This is a genomic window from Pseudomonas sp. S3E17 (genome assembly GCF_024168685.1).
Lineage (GTDB): Bacteria > Pseudomonadota > Gammaproteobacteria > Pseudomonadales > Pseudomonadaceae > Aquipseudomonas > Aquipseudomonas marginalis.
The window spans coordinates 4,122,832-4,148,536 of sequence record NZ_JALJWE010000001.1 but is presented as its reverse complement, the minus strand read 5'-3'; the positions used below and the strand labels follow the sequence as shown (position 1 = coordinate 4,148,536).

The following is a 25,705-nucleotide window of genomic DNA, read 5'->3' as shown; positions in this document are numbered from 1 at the left end:
TTACCCTTGTCACGCGTGTCTGCTTTACGTTTCAGTCACTTTCTTCCTTCGTTGCTGCTGTTGCTGGCCGGGCTCTCGGCTGCGTACGTCAAGGACCTCAGCGTCTTTTTCACCTCGCTGTTCAATGTGTTGCCGACCCTGGTGCTGTTGCTGGGCGGTTCGTACTGCGCGGTTTATCGCCGCCAGCGTGAATTGTTCCTGATGATCACGGTGTACATCGCCTACTTCCTGCTCGATACCCAGACCGATTTCTATCGCGACAATGGCCGCGTGCGCGAAGACGCGGCCGTGGTGTTTCACCTGTGTTGCCTGTTATTGCCGTTGCTGTTCAGCATCTACGCGCTGTGGCAGGAGAAGACCCATCTGTTCCGCGATTTCGTTGCCCGTTGTGCGGTGCTGCTGGCAATCGGCAGCGTCGCGCTGGCCCTGGAGCAAAGTTATCCCCAGGCACTGCTGAACTGGCTGGCGGAGATACGCTGGCCCGCCCTGCATGGGACCTGGATGAGCCTGATCCAGCTGTCATACCCGATGTTCCTGATCGGCTTCCTCACTCTGGCGGCGCAATACTGGTACCAGCCGCGCCCGCTGCATGCGGCGCAACTGGTCGGGTTGCTGGGGATGTTCTGGATGTTGCCGCAGACCTTCATCCTGCCGTTCACCCTGAACATCATGTGCAGCCAGGTCATGCTGATGATCGCCGCCGGCGTGGCCCACGAGGCTTATCAAATGGCGTTCCGCGACGAACTGACCGGCCTGCCGGGGCGCCGTGCCCTGAACGAACGCATGCAGCGGCTGGGGCGCAACTATGTGCTGGCGATGACCGACGTCGATCACTTCAAGCGTTTCAATGACACCCATGGCCACGATGTGGGCGACCAGGTGCTGCGCCTGGTGGCGAGCAAGCTGTCCAAGGTCAATGGGGGTGGGCGTGCCTACCGCTATGGCGGTGAAGAATTCGCCGTGGTGTTTGCCGGCAAGACCCTGGATGAGTGCATGCCGCACCTGGAGGAAATCCGCGAGATCGTCGCCAACTACGACATCAAGTTGCGCAACTCGGACCGGCCCCAGGATGATCAACAAGGCCGTCAACGCCGGGCGGGCAGCGGCGCGTCGAGTGTGTCGGTGACGGTCAGCATCGGCGTGGCCGAACGCCAGATCGACCAGCGCACGGCGGAAGAAGTGCTCAAGTCCGCCGACCAGGCGCTGTACGCCGCCAAGGGCGCGGGGCGTAACTGTGTGGTTGCGGCCGGGCAGACCCGCCGTGGCGCGGTGCGCATGCAGAGCGCTGCCGGTTGAGTGATGGCGCTGTATTCAGCGGTTCTACAATGATTGTCCGAGGCGCTGGCCGGCAGTAGGTTGAAAGGATCTGCTGCCGGAGACATCGCCATGCCTGAGTACAAAGCTCCCCTGCGCGACATGCGCTTTCTGATCGACCACGTGTTTGATTTCCACGGCCACTACGCTGCCCTGGGCGCCACGGACGCCAGCCCGGACATGGTCAGTGCAATCCTCGAAGAAGGCGCCAAATTCTGCGAGAACGTGCTTTCGCCACTCAACCGCAGTGGGGATGAAGAGGGCTGCCATTTCGACAATGGCGTGGTGATCACGCCCAAGGGCTTCAAGGAAGCCTTCGCCCAGTACGTCGAGGGCGGCTGGCACGGTGTGGCGGCAGACCCGGCCTACGGCGGCCAGGGCCTGCCGCAATCGTTGGGCCTGGTGCTCAGCGAGATGATCGGCTCCAGCAACACCTCGTGGGGCATGTATCCGGGCCTGACCCACGGCGCGATGTCGGCGATCCACGCCCACGGCACCGAAGAGCAGAAGGCCACGTTCCTGAGCAAACTCACCGCAGGCGAATGGACCGGCACCATGTGCCTGACCGAAGCCCATTGCGGCACCGACCTGGGCCTGATCAAGACCCGTGCCGTGCCCCAGGCGGATGGCAGCTACGCGATCACCGGCAGCAAGATCTTCATCTCGGCCGGTGAGCACGACATGAGCGCCAATATCATCCACCTGGTGCTGGCCAAGCTGCCGGATGCGCCGGCGGGCACCAAGGGTATCTCGTTGTTTATCGTGCCCAAGTTCCATGTGGATTCGGCTGAGCGCAATGCGGTGCACTGCGGCTCTATCGAGCACAAGATGGGCATCAAGGCCTCGGCCACCTGCGTGCTCAACTTCGACGGCGCCAAGGGCTTTTTGATTGGCGAGGCAAACAAGGGCCTCAACTGCATGTTCACCATGATGAACCACGCCCGCCTGGGCACCGGCATGCAGGGCCTGTGCAACGGCGAGGCGAGCTTCCAGGGCGCGATCAAGTACGCCAACGACCGCCTGCAAATGCGCGCGCTGACCGGCGCCAAGGCCCCGGAGAAAGCCGCCGACCCGATCATCGTGCATCCGGATGTGCGCCGTATGCTGCTGACCATGAAAGCCTTCAACGAAGGTAACCGCGCACTCACCTATTTCACTGCGCAGTTGCTCGATACCGCGCACCTGAGCAGCGACGCTGGCCAGCGTCAGGAAGCCGAAGACCTGTTGGCGTTCCTCACCCCCATCTGCAAAGCCTTTATGACCGACACCGGGCTGGAGGTGACCAACCACGGCATGCAGATATTCGGCGGCCATGGCTACATTCGTGAGTGGGGCATGGAACAACTGGCGCGCGATGCGCGGATTGCGCCGATCTACGAAGGCACCAACGGCATCCAGGCCCTCGACCTGCTGGGGCGCAAGGTGCTGGGCAGCCAGGGCAGGCTGCTGCGCGGCTTTACCAAAATCGTGCATAAGTTTTGCGCGGCGAATGCCGAACATGCGCAGCTCAAGGACTATGTGGCGCAGCTCAATCAACTGAATCAGGAATGGGGCGCGCTGACCACCCAGGTCGGTATGGCCGCGATGAAAAACCCGGATGAGGTGGGCGCAGCGGCGGTGGATTACTTGATGTATAGCGGTTACATCATCCTCGCCTACCTGTGGCTGCGGATGGCCATTGCCGCGCTGGCGCAGGATGACACTGAGTTTGCCAAAGCCAAGCTGGCCACTTGCGACTTTTACTTCAAGCGTCTGCTGCCACGTACCGCAACCCATCGCGCCGCCGTGGAAGCGGGCAGCGAATGCCTGATGAGTCTGCCTGCGGAGTCGTTTGCGTTGTAATGACTTAAAAATACCAATCAGTCACAAGTGGACCCTATGTGTCTGAAAAGTTGTTCGGGTACACTCGGAGCCTGTAAAACCGATCCTATCGAATCACTTTTCACGTTCTCACGAGGTTTGCCATGGCTGATTACAAAGCGCCGCTGCGTGATATGCGCTTCGTCCTCAACGAAGTCTTTGAGGTCGCCACCACTTGGGCCCAATTGCCGGCATTGGCAGACAGCGTTGACGCCGAGACCGTAGAGGCCATCCTCGAAGAAGCCGGCAAGGTCACCGCCAAATCCATCGCCCCGCTCAGCCGCGGCGGCGATGAACAGGGCTGCCGTTGGGATAACACCGCGGTGTTTACTCCGGAGGGTTATCCACAGGCCTACAAGACCTACGCTGAAGGTGGCTGGGTCGGCGTAGGCGGCGACCCCGTGTTTGGCGGCATGGGCATGCCCAAGGCGGTATCGGCCCAAGTCGAGGAGATGATCAACTCGTCAAGCCTGGCGTTCGGCCTGTACCCGATGCTGACCTCCGGCGCCTGCGTGTCGATCAACACCCACGCCAGCGAGGAACTCAAGGCCATCTACCTGCCGAAGATGTATTCCGGCGAGTGGGCAGGCTCCATGTGCCTGACGGAAGCGCACGCCGGTACCGACCTGGGGATTATCCGCACCAAGGCCGAGCCGCAGGCAGACGGTTCCTACACGATCAGCGGGACAAAGATCTTTATCACTGGCGGTGAACACGACCTCACCGAGAACATCATTCATCTGGTACTGGCCAAGCTGCCGGACGCACCGGCCGGCCCCAAGGGGATTTCGCTGTTCCTGGTGCCGAAGTTCATGGTCAACGCCGACGGCAGCCTGGGCGCGCGCAACCCGGTGAGCTGTGGCTCCATCGAACACAAGATGGGTATCCAGGCATCCGCCACCTGCGTGATGAACTTCGACGAAGCCGTGGGTTACCTGGTGGGCGAACCCAACCGTGGGTTGGCGGCGATGTTCACCATGATGAACTACGAGCGCCTTGGCGTGGGTATCCAGGGCCTGGCGTCCGGCGAGCGCTCCTACCAGAACGCGATTGAATATGCGCGGGACCGCCTGCAAAGCCGTGCGCCGACCGGTGCCCAGGCCAAAGACAAAGTGGCCGACCCGATCATCGTCCACCCCGACGTGCGCCGTATGTTGTTGACCATGAAAGCCGCCAACGAAGGCGGTCGCGCGTTCTCCACCTATGTGGCGACGCAGTTGGACATCGCCAAGTTCAGTGACGATGCCGCTGCCCGTGAGCGGGCCGATAACCTGGTGGCCTTGTTGACGCCGGTCGCCAAGGCGTTCCTCAGCGACCTGGGCCTGGAAACCACCGTGCTCGGCCAGCAAGTGTTTGGTGGCCACGGTTATATTCGCGAATGGGGCCAGGAGCAACTGGTGCGTGATGTACGCATCACCCAGATCTACGAAGGCACCAACGGCATCCAGGCACTGGATTTGATGGGACGCAAGATCGTCGGCAGCGGCGGTGCGTTCTACACCTTGTTCGCCGACGAGATCCGCCAGTTCATCGCCTCGGCGGGGCCCGAACTGGCTGAGTTCAGCCAACCGCTGAGCGCGGCGGTGGACAACCTGGACGAGTTGACCGCCTGGGTGCTCGATCGCGCCAGGACCAACCCGAACGAGATCGGCGCAGCCTCGGTGGAGTATTTGCATGCATTTGGTTACATGGCCTACGCCTATATGTGGGCACGCATGGCCAAGGCCGCGTTGGGCAAGGAGGCTGAGGAAGACTTCTACGCCAGCAAACTGGGCACCGCGCGCTTCTACTTTGCGCGTCTGTTGCCACGTATTCACTCGCTGAGTGCGTCGGTAAAAGCCGGTAGCGAATCCTTGTTTTTGCTGGATGAGGCACTGTTCTAAGGGCTCGGAGGGCGTGTAAGCATTCTCTTACATGACGTACTGCTAATCGTCCTCTATCGCCAAATTGGATCCACGGATAATCTACTTCACATGGACGTCGCGCAGGAAGCGCAAAGCAACAACACGGACACGTAGGATTCTGCCAGGATGGCGGAGTGAAATGGATGTCAGGGAAACAGTCTGCAAAGCCCCGCTTCGGCGGGGTTTTCTTTTGCCTGCGAAAAAGTCAGGCGCCGAATTTCAGGGCAGGGCCTGCGGCGCATTCATCACGTCTTCCAGCAAGGTGCGCAGCAGCGCCATGGTTGCCTGCTGGCGTTGTACATCGCGACACACCAAACCTACCTTTAACGGCACCCTGGGTTCACTCAAGGGCTTCCAGAGCAGCGACTGGCTGTTGTGTTCGTCCTGGGAGCGTCCCGGCAGCACCGTGGCCAATTTGGTGTTAGGCAAGCTGTCGAGAATCCCCACCATGGTATTCAACTCCGCCTGTACCTGCGGCCGGCGTCCGAGGTTGGATAACTGACCCTGCCAGATCTGTCGAACCTGGAACTCTTCCCCCAGCAACAACATCGGCAGTTCGGCGGCCTGTTTCAGCGAGACTTTCTTGAATTCGCGCAGGGGATGGTCCTCGGGGATGACCACCTTCAGCTCATCCTCATACAACAACACGCCGTGCAGCCCCGGCTGGCGTGGCGGCAGATAGCTGATGCCGATGTCCAGCGAGCCGTTAAGCAACCGCCGTTCAATCTCGATCCCGGTCAATTCGTAGATCTGCACCACCAGGTGCGGCTGGGCCTTGCGCACGCGCTCGAGCATTTGCGGGACCAGGCTGGTGTGCACGGTTTGCAGCACGCCGATGGCCAGGGTGCGCATGGCCTGGCCCTTGAAGTTACGCAAGGCTTCGACGGCTTGCTGCATGCCATCGATCAGCGGCAAGGCATGGTTGTACAGGGTATGGGCGGCCAGGGTGGGCAGCAGGCGTTTGCTGCTGCGTTCGAACAGGCTCACATCGAGGTTGCGCTCCAACTGACGGATCTGTTGTGAAAGCGCCGGCTGGGAGATCGACAGGCGTTCAGCGGCACGGCCCACATGGCCTTCTTCATACACCGCGACGAAATAACGCAGTTGCTTAAAATCCATAAGGTTTACTTATCGAAAAAGCTGGAAAATCGAAATGGCCGGTGGCCCCCGAGGCGCCTAGTCTAGCGCCTATTCGCAGGGCTTACAGGGCCGGATCGGGCAATGAACAGCGTTTATGTTGATGGCGTTTACATAGGCAAGGCAACACACCCGCAGACAGTGATTGCAGGGAAAACCGACCAAGGCCCGGTTGCCACTGGGGGCAAGCTGTGAATCTCTTCAATATGCGTCGCCCCGTGCCCAGCCTGGACGACCTGGTGCTGGAGGCTTCACCCGATACGCTGTCCAGCGAGGCGCTGATGCCCACCGTGGCGAGGCCGCCTCAGGTATTCGTACGTGGCCAGGGCTCCTGGCTGTGGGACAGCGACGAGCGTGCCTACCTGGATTTCAGCCAGGGCAACGCTGCCAACAGCCTCGGCCACAGCCCGCAGGTCTTGATCAAAGCCCTTGCCGACCAGACCCAGGCCTTGATCAATCCAGGCATGGGGCTGCATAACCGCGCTCAACTCAATCTTGTCGACCGCCTGTGCCATCGAACCGGCAGCGACCAGGCCTACCTGCTCAACAGTGGCGCCGAGGCCTGCGAAGCGGCGATCAAGCTGGCGCGCAAGTGGGGCCAACTGCATCGCGGCGGGGCCTACCGCATTATCAGCGCGAGCAATGGTTGCCATGGGCGCAGTTTCGCCGCACTGGCGGCGTCGGCCGGCAATCTGGAAAACCGCTTTGAACCGCAATTGCCCGGCTTCAGCCATGTGCCGTTCAACGATCTGCCGGCCCTGCATGCAGCGGTCGATGCACAGACAGTCGCCATCCTGCTGGAGCCGGTCCAGAGCGAGGCCGGTGTGATCCCCGCGACGGAACATTACCTCAAGGGGGTTGAACGGCTGTGCCGCGAACTGGGGATCCTGCTGATCCTCGACGAAGTACAAACCGGCCTCGGCCGTTGCGGCACCTTGCTTGCCGAACAGCAATACGGCGTGCGAGCCGACATCATCACCCTCGGCAAAGGCCTGGGCGGCGGCGTCCCGTTGGCTGCGCTGCTGGCGCGCGGCAACGCCTGTTGCTTCGATGTGGGTGAGCTGGAAGGTACCCATCATGGCAACGCATTGATGGCATCGGCCGGGCTGGCGGTACTCGATACGGTGCTGGAGCACGGCTTCCTGGAACACGTACGTGAATCCGGCCTTTACCTGGGCGAAGGCCTTGCCCGGCTGGCCTACCGCTACGATCAGGGCCCATTGCGCGGCCACGGCCTGATGTGGGGCCTGACGTTGTCGGATGATTCTGCAGATGCAGTGGTAAAAGCCGCCCTGCACGAAGGCCTGATCCTCAACGCCCCGCAACCTGACTGCCTGCGCTTCACCCCGGCGCTTACGGTGAGCAAAAGCAACATCGACGAAATGCTCCTGCGCCTGGCCCGCGCTTTTTCCCGGGTGCGCACCGCCCAGTTGCAATGCCGCAAGGGCATCGCCGTTTAACCCACATTCCTGAACCGTCTCGCGGTATACGCGGCGCCTCCAGCCTGATTTTTTCGGCTGGGGGCGTTTTTTTGCGTGTGAAATTTTTGGATTGAAAGCGTTGATTGATCGCCTGTGAAAACAATGGCTTTTTAGCGTGCGTCGGTAAGGACTGTCGACGGAGCACGGGTTGCTCCACTTCTAATCTATACCACTGGGTGGTATGTTTGTGGGAAGGGATATCCATGAGGCTTAGGTTATTTAAAACACGGCAGTTTGCTGATGCGGCCAGCAAGTCCTGGATCTACGATTCGGAGTTGAGGGAGGCATTTGGCCAATTACTGAGGGGGCAGGCAGATAATCTGGGAGGCGGTGTTTGGAAAAAGCGCCTCAACCAGAATAGGCATCGCTCCATAGTGTTGGCCAAGGGCAGGCAATACTGGGTTTATCAGTTGCTGTTCGCCAAGCAAGACCAAAGCAATATCAGTCAGAAAGATTTGGCTTGGTTTCGGGCGATGGCAAAAGTTTATGAAGGCTTAAACGAAACGCAGATCCAGCAGCTCTTGGATCTCAGGGAGTTTGTGGAGATACATCATGACCAAAAAATATGAAAGTGAAGCGCTGGAGTCCATTCACCAATCCGCCAAAGCGCTTTATGCCATCGGTGCTATTAGTAAAACTACCCTTCGTGAATACGACGAAGCGTGCTTCTCTGCCGTCCCGGAACAAATACCTGCCGAACAGATCAAGCAGCTACGTGAAAGTAGCCATGTCAGCCAACCGGTGTTTGCTCGTTACCTGAATACCAGCGCCTCCACGGTGAAGAAATGGGAATCTGGCGAGAAGCAACCCAGCGGCATGGCGCTCAAACTTCTTAGCATCGTGCAAAAGCATGGGTTAGAAATTCTGGCCTGAAGGATGGCCCGGTGCCAGATCCCACTGAACCCTCACGAACGCCCAAGGTCGATTAGCTACACGGCTCACACGAGCCGATTTTCTGGAGCTGACCCATGGACTTCATTCGTATCATCATCGCCATTCTGCTGCCGCCACTGGGTGTGTTCCTGCAAGTGGGTTTCGCTGGCGCGTTCTGGCTGAATATTCTGCTGACCTTGTGCGGTTACTTCCCAGGCATCATTCACGCTGTGTACATCATCGCCAAGCGCTGAGCCCGTCAGCCTTTTGCAATGAGCCGTGAATTGCGCTCATTGCGAAAGGCCAGTTGCTCGATGGTCTGGGTAGCGTGCTCGGCTTCTTCCCGCGCCTTGAGGATGATGCCGTGCTGCTCGGACTTGCTGCACACTGGGTCGGCGTTGCTCGCATCCCCCGTGAGCATGAAAGCCTGGCAACGGCAGCCACCGAAATCCTTTTCCTTTTCATCGCACGAACGACACGGCTCGGGCATCCAGTCGTAGCCGCGAAAGCGGTTGAACCCGAAAGAGTCGTACCAGATGTGCTGCATGCTGTGGTCGCGCACATTGGGAAACTGCACCGGCATCTGTCGGGCGCCGTGGCAGGGCAGGGCGGTGCCGTCCGGCGTCACGGTCAGAAAGATACTGCCCCAGCCGTTCATGCAGGCCTTCGGGCGCTCCTCGTAGTAGTCCGGTGTCACGAAGATCAGCTTGCACGGATGGCCTTCGACTTCGAGCTTGGCGCGGTATTCGTTGGTGATGCGTTCGGCGCGCACCAGTTGTTCCTTCGTCGGCAATAAACCCACGCGATTGAGTTGCGCCCAGCCATAGAACTGGCAGGTGGCAAGCTCGACAAAATCCGCTTCCAGCGCAATACACAGCTCGATGATGCGGTCGATCTTGTCGATATTGTGCCGATGGGTGACGAAGTTCAGCACCATCGGGTAGCCATGCGCCTTCACTGCGCGGGCCATTTCCAGCTTTTGCGCGAAGGCTTTTTTCGAACCGGCCAGCAGGTTGTTCACCTGTTCGTCGCTGGCCTGGAAGCTGATCTGGATATGGTCCAGGCCGGCTTTCTTGAAGTCGCTGATCTTCTGCTCGGTCAGGCCGATGCCCGAGGTGATCAGGTTGGTATAGAACCCCAGCTTGCGCGCCTCAGCGATCAACTCGGCCAGGTCCTGGCGCACCAGCGGCTCACCGCCGGAAAACCCCAGTTGCGCCGCGCCCATCTCGCGGGCCTCGCGAAATACCTTGATCCACTGCTCGGTGCTCAGTTCCTTGCCCTGCTCGGCAAAGTCCAGCGGGTTGGAGCAATACGGGCATTGCAACGGGCAGCGGTAGGTCAGCTCGGCGAGCAACCACAGCGGCAGGCCGATGGCGGGTTTTTCAGGCAAGGGTGATCCAGTGCTCAGCACGGGCGACCTCCATGAATTGCTCGATGTCGTCACCCAGCTCAGGTACGCCGGGGAACTGTTCTTCGAGCGCGGCAATGATCGCCGCCACGTCGCGCTCACCGTCAATCAGGCCACCAATCAGCGCGGCGCTGTCGTTGAGCTTGATCATGCCTTCGGGGTAGAGCAAGACATGGCCTTTTTGCGCGGGTTCGTACTGGTAGCGGTAGCCCTGGCGCCAGGTTGGTTTTCTGCTGCGATCGAAGCTCATAGGGTGATCCCTTTATGCCACACCCGCTGCTCGGTCACGCTGTGATACGGCGGGCGTTTCAGTTCGTAGGCCATGCTCATGGCATCCAGCATGCTCCACAGGATGTCGAGTTTGAACTGGAGGATTTCCAGCATGCGCTCCTGGCCTTCACGGGTGGTGTAGTGCTGCAAGGTGATTGCCAGCCCATGCTCAACATCGCGCCGCGCCTGGCCCAGGCGGGTGCGGAAATACTCGTAGCCGGTGGGGTCGATCCACGGGTAGTGCTGCGGCCAGCTGTCGAGGCGCGACTGGTGGATCTGCGGCGCGAACAGCTCGGTGAGCGAGCTGCTGGCGGCTTCCTGCCAGCTGGCGCGGCGCGCAAAGTTGACGTAGGCGTCTACCGCAAAGCGTACGCCGGGCAGCACCAGTTCCTGGGAGCGCAGCTGGTCGGGGTCGAGGCCGACCGCCTGGCCCAAGCGCAACCAGGCTTCGATGCCGCCATCCTCACCCGGTGCGCCATCGTGGTCGAGCAGGCGCTGAATCCACTCGCGACGGATCTCGCGGTCCGGGCAGTTGGCCAGGATCGCCGCATCTTTCAGCGGGATGTTCACCTGGTAATAGAAACGGTTGGCGACCCAGCCCTGGATCTGCTCGCGGGTGGCACGGCCTTCATACATCGCCACATGGTACGGGTGATGAATATGGTAGAAGGCGCCTTTGGCCCGCAAGGCGGCTTCGAACTCGGCGGTGCTCAATGGTGTGTCAGTCATGTCGTCTGCTCCTACAATTCAATGCTCATGCCGTCGTAAGCGACTTCGACATTGCGCCGCACCAGTTCTGCGCGCTCGGGAGAGTCTTCATCGAGGATCGGGTTGGTGTTGTTGATGTGGATAAGCACCTTGCGCTGCTTGGGCAACTGCTCCAGCACTTCGAGCATGCCGCCGGGGCCATTCTGCGCCAGGTGGCCCATCTCGCGGCCGGTGCGGGTGCCGACGCCACGGCGCTGCATTTCATCGTCGTCCCACATCGTACCGTCCACCAGCAGGCAATCGCTGCCGGCCATGATCTCCAGCAACGGCGCGTCGACCTTGCCCAGGCCCGGGGCGTAGAACAGTTTGCCGCCGGTGCGCAGGTCTTCGACGATCAGGCCGATGTTATCGCCAGGGTGCGGGTCGAAGCGGTGCGGTGAGTAGGGCGGCGCGGCGCTGCGCAGTGGCAGCGGGGTGAAGCGCAGGTTGGGGCAGGCCGGGATGGTGAAGCTGGCATCCAGCTCGATGCGGTTCCAGGCCAGGCCGCCGTTCCAGTGGGTGAGCATGGTGAACAGCGGGAAGCCGGTGCTCAGGTCTTCGTGGACCATGTCGGTGCACCACACCTGGTGCGGGCAACCTTCGCGCAGGCTCAACAGGCCGGTGGTGTGGTCGATCTGGCTGTCCATCAGGATGATGGCACTGATGCCGGTGTCGCGCAGTGCGCGGCCGGGCTGCATCGGCGCAAAACCCTGGAGTTGCGCGCGGATATCCGGCGAGGCATTGCACAGTACCCAGTTCACGCCATCGTCGGAAATGGCGATGGACGACTGGGTCCGCGCCTGCGCCCGCAGGCTGCCGTCACGAAAACCTGCGCAGTTCACGCAGTTGCAGTTCCACTGCGGGAAGCCGCCGCCAGCGGCGGAACCTAGAATCTGGACAAACATGGCCGCTCCATCAAGCAAAGCTCAAAACAAAAACGCCCCGGGCGAACCGAGGCGTTGTATTACCCAGCGGCTTAGCGGCTGGCGAAGTACATGGTGACTTCGAAGCCGATGCGCAGATCAGTGTAAGCAGGTTTGGACCAGGTCATATTCTTACTCCTACGAAGGGATGGGACGTTTACTACCAAGTAATACATATAGTCCACCTCCAGTCGGAGATGTTCAGATGTGTGCGTGGGAATGTTACGCAATTCTTCTCAAGTTAGCGCTGTCTTGGTGGAAAAAGCCTGTTGCAGGGTTGGCAATGATCAGCTCGCTGGTTGCCAGCTCTCGTCGACAGGTGGGCCGTTGGCGATGCAGCGCCAGCCGCCGGTCGCGTCCTGCAGCTGTTGGGCCGCGTGTTGCAGGTCCTCCCGTGTGCGGGCCTGGATCAGCTGTTGAAGCTGGTACAGATAATCCGACGGATGGCCCGCCAGGCGCGCATGCCAAAGCAGTTCGGCGCTTTGGGTGATCGGTAACGTCGCGGCGCAGAACTGCTGCGCCAAGGCGTGATTGCCCGAGTCATCGCTGCTGTCGATCAACAACGGTAGGTGTTTCAGGAAGGCTTGCAGGTGATCGACGATACCTGCCAGTGAAACGCTGGGTGATTGCACACCCAACAGCAGGCCGGTTTGCCCGTTGATCTGTCGGACACCGCTGAATACGGCGTAGCCCAACTGCAACTCGACCCTCAGGCGTTGGTAAAACGGCTCTTGGAGCAGGTGCCCAAGCAGCCGCCATGAGGCTTCATCGGCCAGGGATTGGCTGGGTGCCGGGCAAAACAGCAGCACGGCGGCTTCGGTTGAGTCAGTTTTAACCGTATGCCACACACGTTGACCACCGAGGTGTTGCAGAGAAGGTTCGAAGTGTGCAGGTTGCCCAGGCAGACGGGCGGCGGCTGCCTTTATCAACGTTTCACATGCGGCGGGCAGACTCAGCCCCAGGCCGTGCCAGCGGGCAGTGGCCCAGGATCCAGGCTGTTCGCTGGCGTCGGCACGGCCGGTGGCGCAGCACGCGGGCAGGGCCTGGAGCAGTTCCCGGATAGCGATCATGGGCGCAGGTGCCGGGGCAGTTTCCTGCGGCAGGTTCAGGCGCTGCGCCAACGCCTCCAGCACGGCCGGCATCGGCTCGTGCAGCCCGGTCATCTTCACCAGCCAATCATGGCCGGTGGCTTCGAGAGATAATTCGACGCCCGCCTGGCGCGCATATTCACGCAATGGCTGCAAGGTGTTTTCCAGCCCGGCAGGCGCTGGCGCGTCGAAGCGCCACTGCACATACAGCGCACCTTCATCGCCGTCATCCGCCAAGGCCTGGCTGAAGGTCAGCGCCGATACGTCCCTTCGCCCCCGTGAACGATCCTGGGCAAACGTGCGCAAGCCTCGGTGAGCGCTGGTTTGGCCACGGATCAGGCCGGCGCGTTCTTCTTTGACCGGTGGGCGCAGGAACGGGTTGTTCGGGGGCAGTTGCCAACGGTGTTCGGCGGGCGGCAAGTGCAGTGAATCAAGCAGGGCCTTGAGCGCGGCGACGCCCAGTTCACTGAGGTCTTCGCTGTTGTTTCGAGCCAATGCCAGGGCGCCCTGGACCTGTTGTTGGCGAGCGTTCAGCAGGGCGAACTCTTCGCGCAGTGGCGTCCAATCGCTGTGTGCGAAAAAGCTCAGCCAGTCGTGCAGCAGCGCCTCAATGGGTGTGGTCGGTTCGTCCTTGCTGTCGAGTGTAAAGTCGATGTCCAGCACGGCTTGTCCGGCGAAGTGGTACAGCACCGATGCCTGCAGGGCGCTGGCCAAGTGTCGGGTTTTTAACTCGGCGAGCAGCCCGCCCGGCGCAGAGGCATTGAGCCAGGTGCAGAGGAAATCCAGGGCTTCACGGGGCGCGTCACAGGTGATGATGTGGTGCAGGTGGTTGTTGTCGATGTGTTGATAGCGCCGAGCCTGGCCTTGCATCAAGGCCGGTGGTGAGGCCTGCGGATGCAAGGGGCCAGCGACCAGTTGCGCGCTGAACCGCTGCGCCAGGGCTTCCAGTTCTTGCAGCGGTTGCGGGCCGGCGAGGCTCAGTGTCATCTGCCCGCTTTGATAGAAATGCGTGTGGAATTTCCGCAGTGCTTGCTGAAACGCCTCGCGCTCCACCGGCAGGCTGTCACGGTTGCCCGCGTGAAAACCGCGCAGCGGATGATCCGCTGCCAAGCCTTCGAGCAGTGCCACCTGCTGCTGTGCCTTGGCATCCTGGGACCAGGCGACGTACTCAGCGTGCAGCACTTCGCGCTCGCGCCGTTGATCTTCCGGGGTCAGGCGCGGATGGGTCAGCATGTCCGCCAGCCGCTCCAGCCCGTGCGTAAAGACTGAAACCGGTAGTTCAAAGAAGAAGTCCGTGGTGCGTTCGCGGGTGCTTGCATTCACTTGGCCGCCGTGGCGCTGCACGTAGGCCATCAGCCCTTCGCCTGCAGGAAATCGCTCGGTTCCCAGAAACACCAAATGCTCAAGAAAATGCGCCAGCCCCGGCCAGGCCAACGGCACGTCGTGGCTACCGGCAGCCACCCGCAGCGCCGCCGCGCAACGTTTTAAGCGCGGTGCATGGCGCAGGGAAACCCGCAAGCCATTGGCCAGGGTTAGATGAACGGGATAAAGGTGGGCCGGGGCGGGCATGGGCACTTCCAGAACGGGGCAAGTGCCTATGCTAACAAACCCATTCAATCAGGGCTTGTGCAGCGGGCCGTAAAGCTCGGGACGCCGGTCTTGCAGGTAATGGTTGGCGGCGCGGGCGTCGAGGATCGATTGTCGATCCACTGTCCCGACAATCAAGGCTTCATCCAGGCCCGCTAGGGCGATTCGCTGGCCATCCGGTGCGGCAATGCTGCTTTGCCCGCAATACTGGATATCGCCTTCGTGCCCGCAGTAATTGGCGTAGGCCACGTAGCACTGGTTCTCGAAGGCCCGCGCCCGCACGGTGACATCGGCGACAAAGTCGAACGGCACCATATTGGCGGTGGGCACCAGGATCAGCTCGGCACCGGCCAGGGCCAGGCGTCGGGTGTTTTCCGGGAACTCCAGGTCATAGCAAATCAGGAACCCCAACTTCCATCCGTTGAGTTCCACCAGCGGGAAATCATCGTCGCCGGCACTGAACATCGAGTGATCCAGATCCCCGAACAGATGGGTCTTGCGGTAGTTGCACAGGCGCTGGCCGTGGGCGTCGATCAACTGCACGGCGTTGTATATCTGCCCGTCTTCGGTCCGCTCCGGGTAGCCGTACAGAATCGCCAGGCCGGCGCTTTGCGCCAGTTCGGCAATCGCCTGTGCAGACTCCCCGTCCTGAGCTTCGGCCAAGGCCCCCACGGCTTCGGCACCGATGTTGTACCCGGTGAGGAACATCTCCGGCAGCACCAGCACGTCGGCGCCGGACGCTTCATGCGCCAGTTGGTGCAGACGCTTGAGGTTGCCTGCGACATCCAGCGGCAGCGGTGGGCATTGGTACAGGGCGACGCGCATGTTCAACTCCTTAGTCAGCCAGGGCAATCGGCCCGATCTCATCGAACACATCACCCGGCCCCGGGTTCTCGGGGTGAGTGCTGCCACCAAAGTGGGTCATGATGCCCCATACCGCGTTCAGTGAGGTTTGTACCGCGCCCTCCACCCATGCTGGAGTCCAGGACACGTCGTCACCGGCGATAAAAATCCCGCGTTGTTCAGCGGGCATGTCCTTCTGCATGAAGTGCGCATACATGCGCTGGTTGTAGCGGTAGTGACCTGGCAACGCGCCTTTGAAGGCCCCGAGGAAATGCGGGTCGGCTTCCCAGGACACGGTGATCGGGTCGCCGATGATGCGCGCCTTGATGTCGACTTTCGGGTAGATCTTGTTCAAGGCGTCCAGCGCCAGTTTCACCCGTTTGTCGATGGGCTGCGGGAGCATTTTCAGCGCGTCGCTCATCCACGAGTACGACAGGCAGATCACCCCTGGTTTGTCGTCGCCGTTGTCGAAAAGGTAAGTGCCGCGCGTGAGGCGATCGGTGAGGGTCATGCTCATCAGGTCGCGGCCGGTCTCCGGGTCTTTGTCTTTCCAGAATGGGCGGTCGACCATCACGAAGGTCTTTGACGATTGCATGTAGCGCGTACGGTCCAGGGCCATCCACATCTTTTGCGAGAACAGGGTTTCATCGCACTCGATCTGGGTGGTCAGCAGCCAGCTTTGGCAGGTGGTGAGCACGGCCGCGTATTCGCGGGTATCGCCGTAGTTGTCGGTCACCGCGAAACGGCCCTCGGCAGCATGGGCGATGCGTTTTACCCCGGCCCGTGGTGCACCGCGGTGCAGCGAGCTCAGGCTGGTACCGGCGGGCCAGTGGGCGCATCGTTCCGGCACATGGCGCCAGATGCCCATCGGCACCTGGGCTACGCCGCCGACCACCAGGTGCTGGTGATCGTCACAGTTGGTCATGACCACGCGGAATATTTCCAGCATGGAGTTGGGGAAATCCGAGTCCCAGCCACCGGTGCCGAAACCTACCTGGCCAAACACCTCGCGGTGGTGGAACGATAACTGTGCGAAAGCCTTGGAGGTCGCGACGAAGTCGTAGAAGGTGCGGTCGTCCCACAAGGGCACCAGCTTGTTCCACAGCGCTTTGAGGCGCGGCACATCACGGTCGCGGATGGCTTGCTGGATATCGCCGAACTGCGAGCCGGCTTCCAGGGCGTTGGCCCAGGCGTCAGCCACTTCCTGGAACAGCGCAGGCAGATCGGACAGCTTTTGTGCGTAGTGGGTCTGGCCTTCGAGATCGATCACCGTACTGCCGGAAGCCGGCGTCAGCGGGTTGGGGAAGGGTTTGGTTTCCAGGCCCAGCTTGTCGACGTAGTGATAGAACGCGGTAGATGACACCGGAAAACGCATCCCACCCAACTCGGCGATGATGCCTTCGGCGCCTTCGAAGGCCTGGGAACGCAAACGGCCGCCCATCTTCGAGGCCTCATACACCACGGGCTTGAGGCCCAGCTTCATCAACTCGTAGGCGGCGACCAGCCCGGCGATACCGGCGCCGACGATGGCCACTTCTGCACCATGATTGGCGGCGGGGATACTGCCGAGTCCGGCGGGGTGTTCGATCCAGTCATCGAAGGCGAACGGGAAATCCGGGCCAAAGATGGTGATGGGTTTTTTACCGTCGGCAGGGTGGCGATTGGTCTTGCTGATAGTGCTGGACGGAATGCTCATGGCGGGCCCTTGCTGACGACTCGGCGGGAAGTAACCCGCTGAGTATAGGAAAAGATGGCAGCCAGTTTAGGGAGCGTTGCGTTCGTTAATAAGACGCAAAGTGTCGTCGGAATGAATTGTTTTTAGTCATAGTGACGAATTAGGTGGTCAGATTGGTTGGCCGCGATCCAATTTGTTACTGAGGATGATCGATGTGGTGGTTTTCTCCACGCCATCGACACTGCCGATCTGGTCCAGTAATTGATCGAGCTGTTCCGGCGAATCGGTGCGCAACCAGGCCACGTAATCGAACTCGCCGCTGACCGCGCACAATTGTTGAACCTGGGCCATGGCGCTCAGCCTGCGCAGCACTTCTTTGCCCGACCGCGGTTGCACGGTGATCCCCACATAGGCCTGCAAGCCGCCATCTGCCACGCGTTGACCCAGGCGCACACCATAACCGGTGATCACCTGGGTTTTCTCCAGGCGCGCAAGGCGCGACGTCACCGTGGTGCGCGCAATGCCCAACTGCCGGGCTAGCATGGCCACGCTTTCGCGTGCATTGATCTGCAAGGCGGCGATCAACTGGCGATCGATTTCATCTAGAACAGGCACGTGGGGCTCCGTGACGGGCGGCAATGGGAACGCATGTTACAGGCTTGGATCGGCCAGCAGGCAGCGGGCAAACAGTTGTGGTACCGGCAGGTGACGTTGGCTGTAGCGGCCCAGCAGGATGATCTCGCGGAAAAAAGTCAGCTTGCCCAGCGGGATTATTCTTACTTGGGGCGAGCGCTCCAGCCACAAGCCTGCCTTTGGAATCAACGTTACGCCCAGGCCACACTCCACCATCCTGACGATGGCTTCGAGTTCATCCAGCTCCAGCGCCACTTGCACCTCAAGCTTCTGCTCGCGCAGAAACCGGCTCACGAGTCGGCCGCCAAACGAAGCACGGTCATAGCGCACATGGGGCTGGGTGTTGAGTAGGTGCAAAGGGTCGTCGCCCACCAATGTGTTCGGCACGACCAACACGAACGGCTCCTTGCGCAGCACCTGCACATACAACTCCTTGGGCAGGTCGAAGGGCGGTCGAATGATGATTGCCGAATCCAACTCTCCAGCGTCGACCTGGTTCAACAGTTCCAGGGAGACACCAGGCACCAACTTGCACTCAACCGTTGGCGCGGCCTGGCGCAAGCGCACCAACGCCTGGGGCAGCAAACCGGTTTGAGCCGTAGTGATAGCACCGACTTTCAACTCACCCCGGTATTCATTGGTATTCACCGGCACCGCCATGCGGTTGAAGGTTTCCAGAATCTCCTTGGCCAAGGGTAATGCGCGCAAACCGGCGGCATTCAGGGTGGCCTGGCGGCCGGTGCGGTCGAACAGCTGCACGCCCAGCGCTTGCTCCAACTGACGAATCTGGGCACTCACCGCTGACTGCGTCAGCCCGATATGCATGCCCGCTGCCGCAAACGTCCCGTGGCGCGTTACCGCAATAAAGGTCTTCAATTCACGCAGCATGGATGTCCCGATTCATCAAATTTTTTTGAGCTCGACGCAAAAACTATCGTCTTTTCATCGTTGGGAGCAAGGCTAAACTCGGCTTACTAACGCCCATAGAGGTTTGAACTGATGACACTCGCGCCCTTTCACCTGGCAATTCCGGTATTCGATCTCGCCGCTGCACGGCACTTCTACGGCGACGTCTTTGGGTTGGAGGAGGGCCGCTCCAGCGAACACTGGGTCGACTTCAACTTCTTCGGCCATCAACTGGTGATCCACGAACACCCGAAAACCGCCTCCCAGGAAGCCGCCCACACCAACGCCGTCGACGGCCACGACGTACCCGTGCCGCATTTTGGCGTGGTGCTGGGCTGGGAAGATTGGCACGCCCTGGCAGACCGTTTACAGGCGCGGCAGACGACGTTTGTGTTGGAACCGCATATTCGGTTCAAGGGACAGGTGGGGGAGCAGGCGACCTTGTTCCTGTTCGACCCGTGCGGCAATGCGTTGGAGTTCAAGGCATTCAGGGATATTGGGCAGTTGTTTGCGAAGTAAGGTTGTGGGCAACCCACCCACGCAAAACGTCTAGGCCAGACACACAAAAGCCGCGCAATGCGCGGCTTTGGAGTTGGTGGGCCCACACGGACTTGAACCGTGGACCAAAGGATTATGAGTTGCTGGGCGACCCGATATATCTAGATAAACCTGCCTTAGGTTAGCGCAGGTACAAAAAGCTGAAAACATCATAGGTAAAGGTGTTGAGCGTAATCTGGTGAAAGAAACCGAAGGTCTGTACTGTACCGCTGGCGTACCTCGGGGTACAGCCGTTTTTACCATAGACCAAGGCTGGAGCTATCGCAGATAGCGATACGCGTTAATTTTTTAACCAAAAGCTCCAGCTGCTTTACAGGCTTGCAGAAATCCATACTTCAAAAAGTTCTCATTGGTATATGGTGATTTGGCTGTGTGGCGGGCTACAGCTCGCAGGTACGCTTCAGGGCCTCTACCTTCCGCGCCTGCTGATTCCTGGTGCCAACGCCATTCATCCATAACTTCCACGACCCATGCCTTTGCATCTAAGCTGCATAGCTTCGCGCGATAGCGCTCTTCAATGCTATAGATTTCTTTCCAAGTTTCGATTTGCTCGTTCAGCTCCGCTGGGCCGAAGTTCAGGCCTATGTCGGCAGTAGTCAGCTTGTCGTGGTCAGCGTGCCGGATGAGCACATGCAAACTAATTGTGTAAGGTATGGTCGAAAATGGGTAAAACACCTTGCGGCGCTCCTGCAGGCCGCAGGGGTCTTTGGCGGTAAACGCCGTGTCTTTACTGCTCTTATAGCTACTGTTGCAATGTTGGCAGGCTGGGACCAAATTTTTGAAGTTTATAGAGTTGAATGGGTAGATCGACTTCGGCATGTAGTGGTCGTATGCTTCGCGCTTGGTATGGTCTTTCCCCAAGAGATCGCTAATGCCGCAAAAGGGACATTTATCATTGCTATTGGTACTTACGAATTGCCTATAATGATCATTGATATCGCCAGTTTTTTTTGTCATGGCCGCAGCATCGAAGTCATAGAGGCCGACAAAGAACGCGCGTATGTCGCCAGCGATAACGGGAAACTTACTCTCAATGTCAGAATGTCGAGTGGCATGACTTCCAGAGTGGTTGGTGCATAGCTGTTCGATGTTGTTATTGCTGCAGTACCACCATTTCAGCCGCCGAATCTGTTTTTGATTTAGATTACTAAAACCTTTGAAGATCTTCTCGACGTGACCATAAAAAAAGTCTGCGTTTTTTTTATCTGAATAGTAAAATGCCTCCATCACCTCACGCAGTTCAACGTTGCCATCGAACAGGTGCAGACCGAACGGACCTTCAGATGGCGCTTTGCACCAGACGCCAAAGAATATGTAGTCGATGAACTCTTGCATCTTCTCCATTTGATGTGGCACATAGGTATAAGGGAACAACATCAGTTTTGCCCCTTCTCTCGGTCCTGCGGAGCATGGCCGAGCATGGTGTTGACAAGCAATACTTTTTCTAACGAGTCGCCAAGTTCTCTATCTAGCTCGGTAATTAGAGTTGACACCTCCTCTCCACGTTCGAAGCGTTCCCGTAATCCAGTGAGGATTGACTGAGCATGTCCACCGATGGTTTCGCGCTTGCCGAAAGTTGTCATGGTAATCTTGTTGATCGATGCGCCCAGTGTGTTGTACTCGGGATGAGAAATGTTGACGGCACCACTATCCAAGTCTTTGTCGAAAATCATTACTTTGCCGGGCTTACTGTCTGATATCAGGAAAGGCGAGTGAGTGGTAATCAGCATTTCCTGACTACTTTCGGCTTGTCCTTGTAAGCATTTACGTAGGCGGCTGATGAAACTCGCTCGCCACGCTGGATTAAAATGCGTCTCGGGTTCATCCAACAGGAACAGGCTATTGGTATTCCGAAATAGTAGGCACAGCCCAAGGCTGTGCAATAATTGGTGCTCGCCATCCGACAGCTCTTTGAGAAGCATTGGTTTGACCACGTTCTGCTTTTTTAGGTAAACTTCTTTGAAACGCATAGCGCGTTCGTCTGAAGCCAGCGTAGGTACCGTTTCACTCACGTAGTAACTTTTGGATTGATAGATGTCGGTCTTGAGGCTATTACTCACAGAGTGAAGGTTTAATACTAGTAGCACTTGAAAAGCTTGAAATAAGTTCAGAGGGTCTCCGTCGAAGTTATCGCGAAATGCCTCTCTGGTAGCCTCGTTTACCCAGTAATCGAGAAACAGTGTGTCTGATGCTTCATCTTGATGGCTCAAAGTGGCGCAACGTTTGAGCTTCTCTATTATTGATGATCGTTCATCACCTTCTAGAAGACTCATTAGGTTGACTGTGTAGGCTCCCGTTTGTGCATCAAGTGATATTGCGGGGTTGTCTGTGGAGTAGCGATCCTCTGAATATCCAGGGGAAAAGTAGTCACCGGAAGTCAATTCTGCTGCGTGGTTAGCAGGCACCTCAATGCTCAACTTGAGGATGATGCGAAACTGCCTAAGCGCCTCGATTCCTACATCTTCGCGGAATGGTTGCAGGTTTGTATCGTCTTGGAAAAGCAGATTGCAGAGCAGAATTGCCTGACTAAATCCGTTGTCCAGATAAGCCAGCCGTGTTTCCGGGTGTCCAGGATAGCTCAGCTGTTGAGTCAGCGAATTCCAATACTCGTCGAACTGCACGAAGCGCAGCTTAAAGAACGGCAGACTGAGAATCTCGTTCTCGCCTGACGAGTAGCCAAGCACGTATTGCGGCATCAGAATGTCGGCGTGGTCGCCATCAAATGCTTCGTAAACGCTTGTGTTGAAGTTGCCTTGGTTATGCCATTGGAAACGTACGGATTCGCCGGGATTTTTCCAGACACCTACCTGGGCCCACACGGGGCCATCGGGCTGGATGTATTCTGCGGGCACGCGGATCAGGTAGTCCAACTCAAACGCCACAGGCGAGAAATCTTCACCTGCGTTCTGGAGTATCTCTGGTAGAAAGCTACGGCGTACACGCAAAATTTCAAGCTGGAAAAAGACCGCTGCCAGCGCTTCAAGCAAGTTTGATTTGCCGCTGCCATTGCGACCTGCACAGACGAAAGGTGCAAAGTCTTCAGGCTCGGCCAGCTCGTCCTGGAGTGTCCGGTTAGTGCGAAAGTGGTGTTCAAAGCCACAGGGTAAACTGCGAAAACCTGCCAGGTCGGTGATCTTGATGCGCAGCAGTTTCATACATGCACAGCCTTGAGTTCGATACGGTTACGTGCGTCGTTGAGAGCCTGCATCAGCTTGCCAGCTGCCAGTGCCTCGAACACCCACGTCTTGATGTGCTCGAAGTCATTAATGCCCAGCTTGACGTCGTTGTCCGGGTCCAGTTCCTCCAAGCGGTTTTGCGCCGCCGCCATGAAGTGCTGCGCCGAAAACGGCGTCTCCCCCAGCTGGCCACGGTAGGCCTCCAGCCACTGCGAGATTAATGCCGTTCGTCGCTCTGAGTTTTCCAGCGCATCGAGCAAGTTAGTGGGGGCGGGCAAGTTGATGCCTAGGTCTTGGCCGGCGCGAGGGTGTGAAGTTTCTGCTACCACGGCTATCTCTTCCTCTAGTTGGCTGTCCGGCATGGGCATGCGTGACAGATCCAGCTCGCCATTGAATGCCTGCTGGCTCAGAGCACCGTAAAGGCATTCCAGATCGCAGAGACTTTGTTGATAGCGGGATATGACACCCTCTACCTTGCTGGCAATTTTCCCGAATTGGTCTTGAAGCTCGACGGATGGATACGGGAATTCCAGTGAATCCAGAACTCCTGTGTTCATGTGCGTAAACGCGCCGTCAGCGCCGGTCTTTAAGCGACCCACTCGACCTTTGCAGTACAGCATCAGTGAAACGAAGTAATGGGGCCGTAGCTCAGCGCCTAGGCGAAGGCGAATGAGATTAGTGCTAATGACCGCAGGCTGGCCGTTCATGCGAGCCACACACATTTTTCCTACCGTACCGGCTCGTGAAATGATGATATCGCCATCCCGTACGGAATACGCGGAGAGGTCTTTGTACTTCTCCTCCGTGATCCACATGCGGAAAGGTAGCAACATTTGACCGTCAGCGGTGATGTTGTCCATGTTCCAGACGGGCACGCCAGAATCGACCAGTTCTTCTTTCTTCAGAGCGCTTCCGAATGGGCCGCATTTGGTGCCATCCTTAGAGTCTACATAAAACTTCGAAAGCCGTTTTATAGGGAACTGATGGGGATTCAGAACTGGATCCCCGAAAAATTCCAGAAACACGCTCTTGAGCAGCTCGTCGAGTTGTTGTAGGTGTTGTCTACGTTGGGCAACTAGCCCTTCCACTTTACTGAGCAAATGGGCAATTCGAATTTGTTCGTCAGTGGACCAATCTGGAAATTCAAAGTCTTCTAAAAAATCAGCCGGCACGCGCTTGTGACCTGCGGCGCCTTTCATCGATTTTTGACCGAGGAACATGAGCTTATTGCTACGCACTAGGTGATAAAGAAAGCGCGAGTCTGACTTTCCCGGGATAGAGCGTATTACATGAAATTCGGTCGAGCCGAAGCCGATTGGACGCTCAAGATTATCGGTAAGTGCGGACTTTCCATTTTCAAAGCATGGAGTAATTTTTGCCAGCAAGACGTCGCCCCGCTGAAAATATGTAAATCCCTTTTTGACTTCACCGAAGTTACGCGTTTCCTGATGCGTTATTCCTCCGTTTTCAGAGACGGATGCCATTGGGATGAACGAAATTTCTCTCGAATCCTCGAAGCCCTTTGGCAATCGAGGATTAATTTGTACAGCCTGAGATAGGGGGATCATCTTCATCCTACCAACTCCCGAAGCTGCAATAACTCTCGCACGATACCGCTTTGCAACCTGGTGAGCTCTGCCTCGTCCATATCGCCCACCTCAGCCTGAATCAGCCGATCCAGAATCATGCTCGGCGCGTCGTATTGCACTTCCACGAATACGTCCGTTTTGTAGCGTGAGAGCGAGAGGTCGTAATTATTCTTGTCGTCAGCGATCTCGGTGCGCGGCACCATGAAGCACTTAGCAGTGCGGTCACTCTTGTCATCAGAGACAGCGTCCAAGTTGCGAGCATGGTATTGGGTGATAATGTCTTGCAGGTCGCCCCAACTGTCGTCGCCATCAGGTGTTTTCTGCTTGCTGCGTCTGTCGTCCAGCGAATAGCCGTCTGCAGTCATTTCGTAAAACCAGACATTTCCGGTGGCAGGCTGAGTAACCTTTTCTTCCCGCCCCCATACTTTGGTAAACAGCAGAATGGCGGTGCTGACACCGGCATAGGGTTTGAACACGCCGCTGGGCATACTGATAACAGCTTTGAGATCGCAACGCTCGACCAGCAACTGACGCAAGGCTTTAAACGCACTTGCGGAGCCGAACAACACACCCTGTGGCACGATCACGCAAGCGGAGCCGCCTTTTTTTAGCAGGCGGTAGATGTTCTCGACAAACAGCAGCTCGGTCTTGGTTGTGCCCAGTTTAAGATGTTCGTTGATGTCGCCCTTGTCGATGCTGCCGGTGAAAGGTGGGTTGGCCAGTACGATGTCGTATTCGGATTCCTCAGTGTAGCTCTTGCTGAGTGTGTCCTTATAGTCGATGTGTGGTTCTTCGATGCCGTGCATCATCAGGTTCATCAGTCCCAAGCGCACCATGGTGGCGTCTATGTCGTATCCCCACAGTGAGCTGGCCAGAATGGCCTGAGCGTTCTCGGTGAGGGCTGAGGCTACTGAGGTACGGACGAAACCGTCTTCATCAGGCGCGAGGTTTTTGGCGCCGGCATTGATGGCTAACTGCGTGACGATGTACTGGTAAGCACCAAGCAAAAAGCCACCGGAACCACAGGCCGGGTCGGCGATTTTGTGACCCAGTTGAGGCTGCACCAAATCGGCCATCAATTTGATTATGTGACGTGGGGTGCGAAACTGGCCATTTTTACCGGCGGTAGCGATCTCTGACAGCAGCATTTCATAGACATCGCCCTGTATGTCTTGAAAGGCCTGGCCGTTCTCGCGCGAGTCGCGCTCCATCACCGCGAAGATGTCGTCGATAGTCTTCACCGCTTCCACCAGCAAAGCGGGCTTGGGGATGATGAATACCGCGTTTTTCATGTGATGGGTGAAGTTGGATTCCGCGCCGTTCAGGTCTTTGAGAAAGGGAAATACTTTGCCCTGCACATGCTGCAGCATTTCTTCGGCCTGCATGCGCTTGAACTCGCTCCAGCGCAGAGTACGTTTATCAATGCCGTGCTGGTGTCGGTCATGTGCAAGGATTTCGACTAACTCCGTCGCGCTCTCACGACCACTGCGCTTGGTTCTATGTTCCGGTGGAACCCATACACCCTCAAATTTGGATGTATACTTTTCATCTGTCCATTCTGCATCGGATTGGCGCTTGAGATCGAGTTCGTCTAGCCGCTTCATGAAAAGCAAGTAGGTGATCTGCTCGATGGCGGTGAGCGGGTTGCTGATCCCTCCGCTCCAGAATTTGTCCCAGAGCAGATCGATCTTGCCTTTGAGGTCGCGGTTGTTCTGTAGCATGAGTTGCCCTGT

23 protein-coding genes are annotated in these 25,705 nt (G+C 58.2%); 8 read left to right on the top strand and 15 right to left on the bottom strand.

What is annotated here, in order from left to right; translation table 11 throughout:
• Positions 1 to 6: 6 nt before the first annotated feature.
• From J3D60_RS18685 to J3D60_RS18675, 3 genes are all read left to right on the top strand, one after another.
• Positions 7 to 1,296, top strand: a complete 1,290-nt coding sequence (locus tag J3D60_RS18685) for a diguanylate cyclase (protein WP_115485663.1) — start codon at positions 7 to 9, stop codon at positions 1,294 to 1,296.
• Positions 1,297 to 1,386: 90 nt separating this feature from the next.
• A complete protein-coding gene (locus tag J3D60_RS18680) occupies positions 1,387 to 3,156 on the top strand; it encodes an acyl-CoA dehydrogenase C-terminal domain-containing protein (RefSeq protein ID WP_253492327.1) in 1,770 nt (589 codons plus the stop codon).
• A gap of 122 nt (positions 3,157 to 3,278) precedes the next feature.
• Positions 3,279 to 5,057, top strand: a complete 1,779-nt coding sequence (locus J3D60_RS18675) for an acyl-CoA dehydrogenase C-terminal domain-containing protein (protein ID WP_253492325.1) — start codon at positions 3,279 to 3,281, stop codon at positions 5,055 to 5,057.
• A gap of 240 nt (positions 5,058 to 5,297) precedes the next feature.
• On the opposite strand, the gene J3D60_RS18670 is transcribed toward J3D60_RS18675, so the two are convergent.
• Positions 5,298 to 6,197: a LysR family transcriptional regulator gene (locus J3D60_RS18670; protein WP_027605940.1), complete on the bottom strand. Its 900-nt coding sequence runs from the start codon at positions 6,195 to 6,197 to the stop codon at positions 5,298 to 5,300.
• Between the two features lie 209 nt (positions 6,198 to 6,406).
• Here J3D60_RS18670 and J3D60_RS18665 point away from each other — a divergent pair, with 209 nt between their 5' ends.
• The 4 genes from J3D60_RS18665 (at position 6,407) to J3D60_RS18650 (ending at position 8,823) form a co-directional block, all read left to right on the top strand.
• Positions 6,407 to 7,675, top strand: a complete 1,269-nt coding sequence (locus J3D60_RS18665) for an aspartate aminotransferase family protein (RefSeq protein WP_141156155.1) — start codon at positions 6,407 to 6,409, stop codon at positions 7,673 to 7,675.
• A gap of 224 nt (positions 7,676 to 7,899) precedes the next feature.
• The gene (locus tag J3D60_RS18660; RefSeq protein ID WP_065938221.1) at positions 7,900 to 8,265 is read left to right on the top strand and encodes a type II toxin-antitoxin system RelE/ParE family toxin; all 366 of its coding nucleotides are present in this window, start codon (positions 7,900 to 7,902) and stop codon (positions 8,263 to 8,265) included.
• Complete coding sequence (locus J3D60_RS18655; RefSeq protein ID WP_027605937.1) at positions 8,249 to 8,569, top strand: DNA-binding transcriptional regulator; 321 nt, start codon at positions 8,249 to 8,251, stop codon at positions 8,567 to 8,569. The genes J3D60_RS18660 and J3D60_RS18655 overlap by 17 nt, the downstream gene beginning before the upstream one ends.
• 95 nt (positions 8,570 to 8,664) lie before the next feature.
• On the top strand, positions 8,665 to 8,823 hold the full coding sequence (locus J3D60_RS18650) for a YqaE/Pmp3 family membrane protein (RefSeq protein ID WP_024077743.1): 159 nt from the start codon (positions 8,665 to 8,667) through the stop codon (positions 8,821 to 8,823).
• A gap of 5 nt (positions 8,824 to 8,828) precedes the next feature.
• Here J3D60_RS18650 and pqqE read toward each other — a convergent pair whose 3' ends face one another.
• The 10 genes from pqqE to J3D60_RS18600 all read right to left on the bottom strand — a co-directional run bounded on the left by pqqE (position 8,829) and on the right by J3D60_RS18600 (position 18,631).
• Positions 8,829 to 9,980, bottom strand: coding sequence for a pyrroloquinoline quinone biosynthesis protein PqqE (pqqE, locus tag J3D60_RS18645; RefSeq protein WP_253492322.1), 1,152 nt, complete (start codon positions 9,978 to 9,980; stop codon positions 8,829 to 8,831).
• Complete coding sequence (gene pqqD, locus J3D60_RS18640) at positions 9,952 to 10,227, bottom strand: pyrroloquinoline quinone biosynthesis peptide chaperone PqqD (protein WP_027605935.1); 276 nt, start codon at positions 10,225 to 10,227, stop codon at positions 9,952 to 9,954. The genes pqqE and pqqD overlap by 29 nt, the downstream gene beginning before the upstream one ends.
• Positions 10,224 to 10,976: a pyrroloquinoline-quinone synthase PqqC gene (gene pqqC, locus J3D60_RS18635; RefSeq protein WP_065938223.1), complete on the bottom strand. Its 753-nt coding sequence runs from the start codon at positions 10,974 to 10,976 to the stop codon at positions 10,224 to 10,226. The genes pqqD and pqqC overlap by 4 nt, the downstream gene beginning before the upstream one ends.
• An 11-nt stretch (positions 10,977 to 10,987) precedes the next feature.
• A complete protein-coding gene (gene pqqB / locus J3D60_RS18630; RefSeq protein ID WP_010207003.1) occupies positions 10,988 to 11,899 on the bottom strand; it encodes a pyrroloquinoline quinone biosynthesis protein PqqB in 912 nt (303 codons plus the stop codon).
• A 71-nt stretch (positions 11,900 to 11,970) separates the two neighbouring features.
• A complete protein-coding gene (pqqA, locus tag J3D60_RS18625; protein ID WP_003194766.1) occupies positions 11,971 to 12,045 on the bottom strand; it encodes a pyrroloquinoline quinone precursor peptide PqqA in 75 nt (24 codons plus the stop codon).
• Positions 12,046 to 12,204: 159 nt separating this feature from the next.
• Positions 12,205 to 14,574: a pyrroloquinoline quinone biosynthesis protein PqqF gene (gene pqqF / locus J3D60_RS18620; RefSeq protein ID WP_253492317.1), complete on the bottom strand. Its 2,370-nt coding sequence runs from the start codon at positions 14,572 to 14,574 to the stop codon at positions 12,205 to 12,207.
• A gap of 48 nt (positions 14,575 to 14,622) precedes the next feature.
• On the bottom strand, positions 14,623 to 15,417 hold the full coding sequence (locus J3D60_RS18615; protein WP_065938225.1) for a carbon-nitrogen hydrolase family protein: 795 nt from the start codon (positions 15,415 to 15,417) through the stop codon (positions 14,623 to 14,625).
• 10 nt (positions 15,418 to 15,427) lie between these two features.
• Positions 15,428 to 17,110, bottom strand: a complete 1,683-nt coding sequence (locus J3D60_RS18610) for an NAD(P)/FAD-dependent oxidoreductase (protein ID WP_253494021.1) — start codon at positions 17,108 to 17,110, stop codon at positions 15,428 to 15,430.
• A 168-nt stretch (positions 17,111 to 17,278) separates the two neighbouring features.
• Positions 17,279 to 17,725: an Lrp/AsnC family transcriptional regulator gene (locus J3D60_RS18605; protein WP_032883895.1), complete on the bottom strand. Its 447-nt coding sequence runs from the start codon at positions 17,723 to 17,725 to the stop codon at positions 17,279 to 17,281.
• 36 nt (positions 17,726 to 17,761) lie between these two features.
• Entirely contained in the window at positions 17,762 to 18,631 is an 870-nt protein-coding gene (locus J3D60_RS18600; RefSeq protein WP_065938226.1) for a LysR family transcriptional regulator, read from the bottom strand.
• Between the two features lie 111 nt (positions 18,632 to 18,742).
• Here J3D60_RS18600 and J3D60_RS18595 point away from each other — a divergent pair, with 111 nt between their 5' ends.
• Complete coding sequence (locus J3D60_RS18595; protein ID WP_027605927.1) at positions 18,743 to 19,168, top strand: VOC family protein; 426 nt, start codon at positions 18,743 to 18,745, stop codon at positions 19,166 to 19,168.
• Positions 19,169 to 19,495: 327 nt separating this feature from the next.
• On the opposite strand, the gene J3D60_RS18590 is transcribed toward J3D60_RS18595, so the two are convergent.
• Genes J3D60_RS18590 through J3D60_RS18575 form a run of 4 tightly spaced genes read right to left on the bottom strand, consistent with a single transcriptional unit; the run spans position 19,496 to position 25,693 of the window.
• Complete coding sequence (locus J3D60_RS18590) at positions 19,496 to 20,584, bottom strand: HNH endonuclease (RefSeq protein ID WP_253492314.1); 1,089 nt, start codon at positions 20,582 to 20,584, stop codon at positions 19,496 to 19,498.
• Positions 20,584 to 22,362, bottom strand: coding sequence for a restriction system-associated AAA family ATPase (locus tag J3D60_RS18585; protein ID WP_253492312.1), 1,779 nt, complete (start codon positions 22,360 to 22,362; stop codon positions 20,584 to 20,586). Before J3D60_RS18585 ends, J3D60_RS18590 begins: the two co-directional genes overlap by 1 nt.
• On the bottom strand, positions 22,359 to 23,957 hold the full coding sequence (locus J3D60_RS18580) for a restriction endonuclease subunit S (protein WP_253492310.1): 1,599 nt from the start codon (positions 23,955 to 23,957) through the stop codon (positions 22,359 to 22,361). Before J3D60_RS18580 ends, J3D60_RS18585 begins: the two co-directional genes overlap by 4 nt.
• Positions 23,954 to 25,693 (bottom strand): type I restriction-modification system subunit M, encoded by a 1,740-nt coding sequence (locus tag J3D60_RS18575; protein ID WP_253492308.1) that lies wholly within the window; start codon positions 25,691 to 25,693, stop codon positions 23,954 to 23,956. The genes J3D60_RS18580 and J3D60_RS18575 overlap by 4 nt, the downstream gene beginning before the upstream one ends.
• Positions 25,694 to 25,705: the final 12 nt, after the last annotated feature.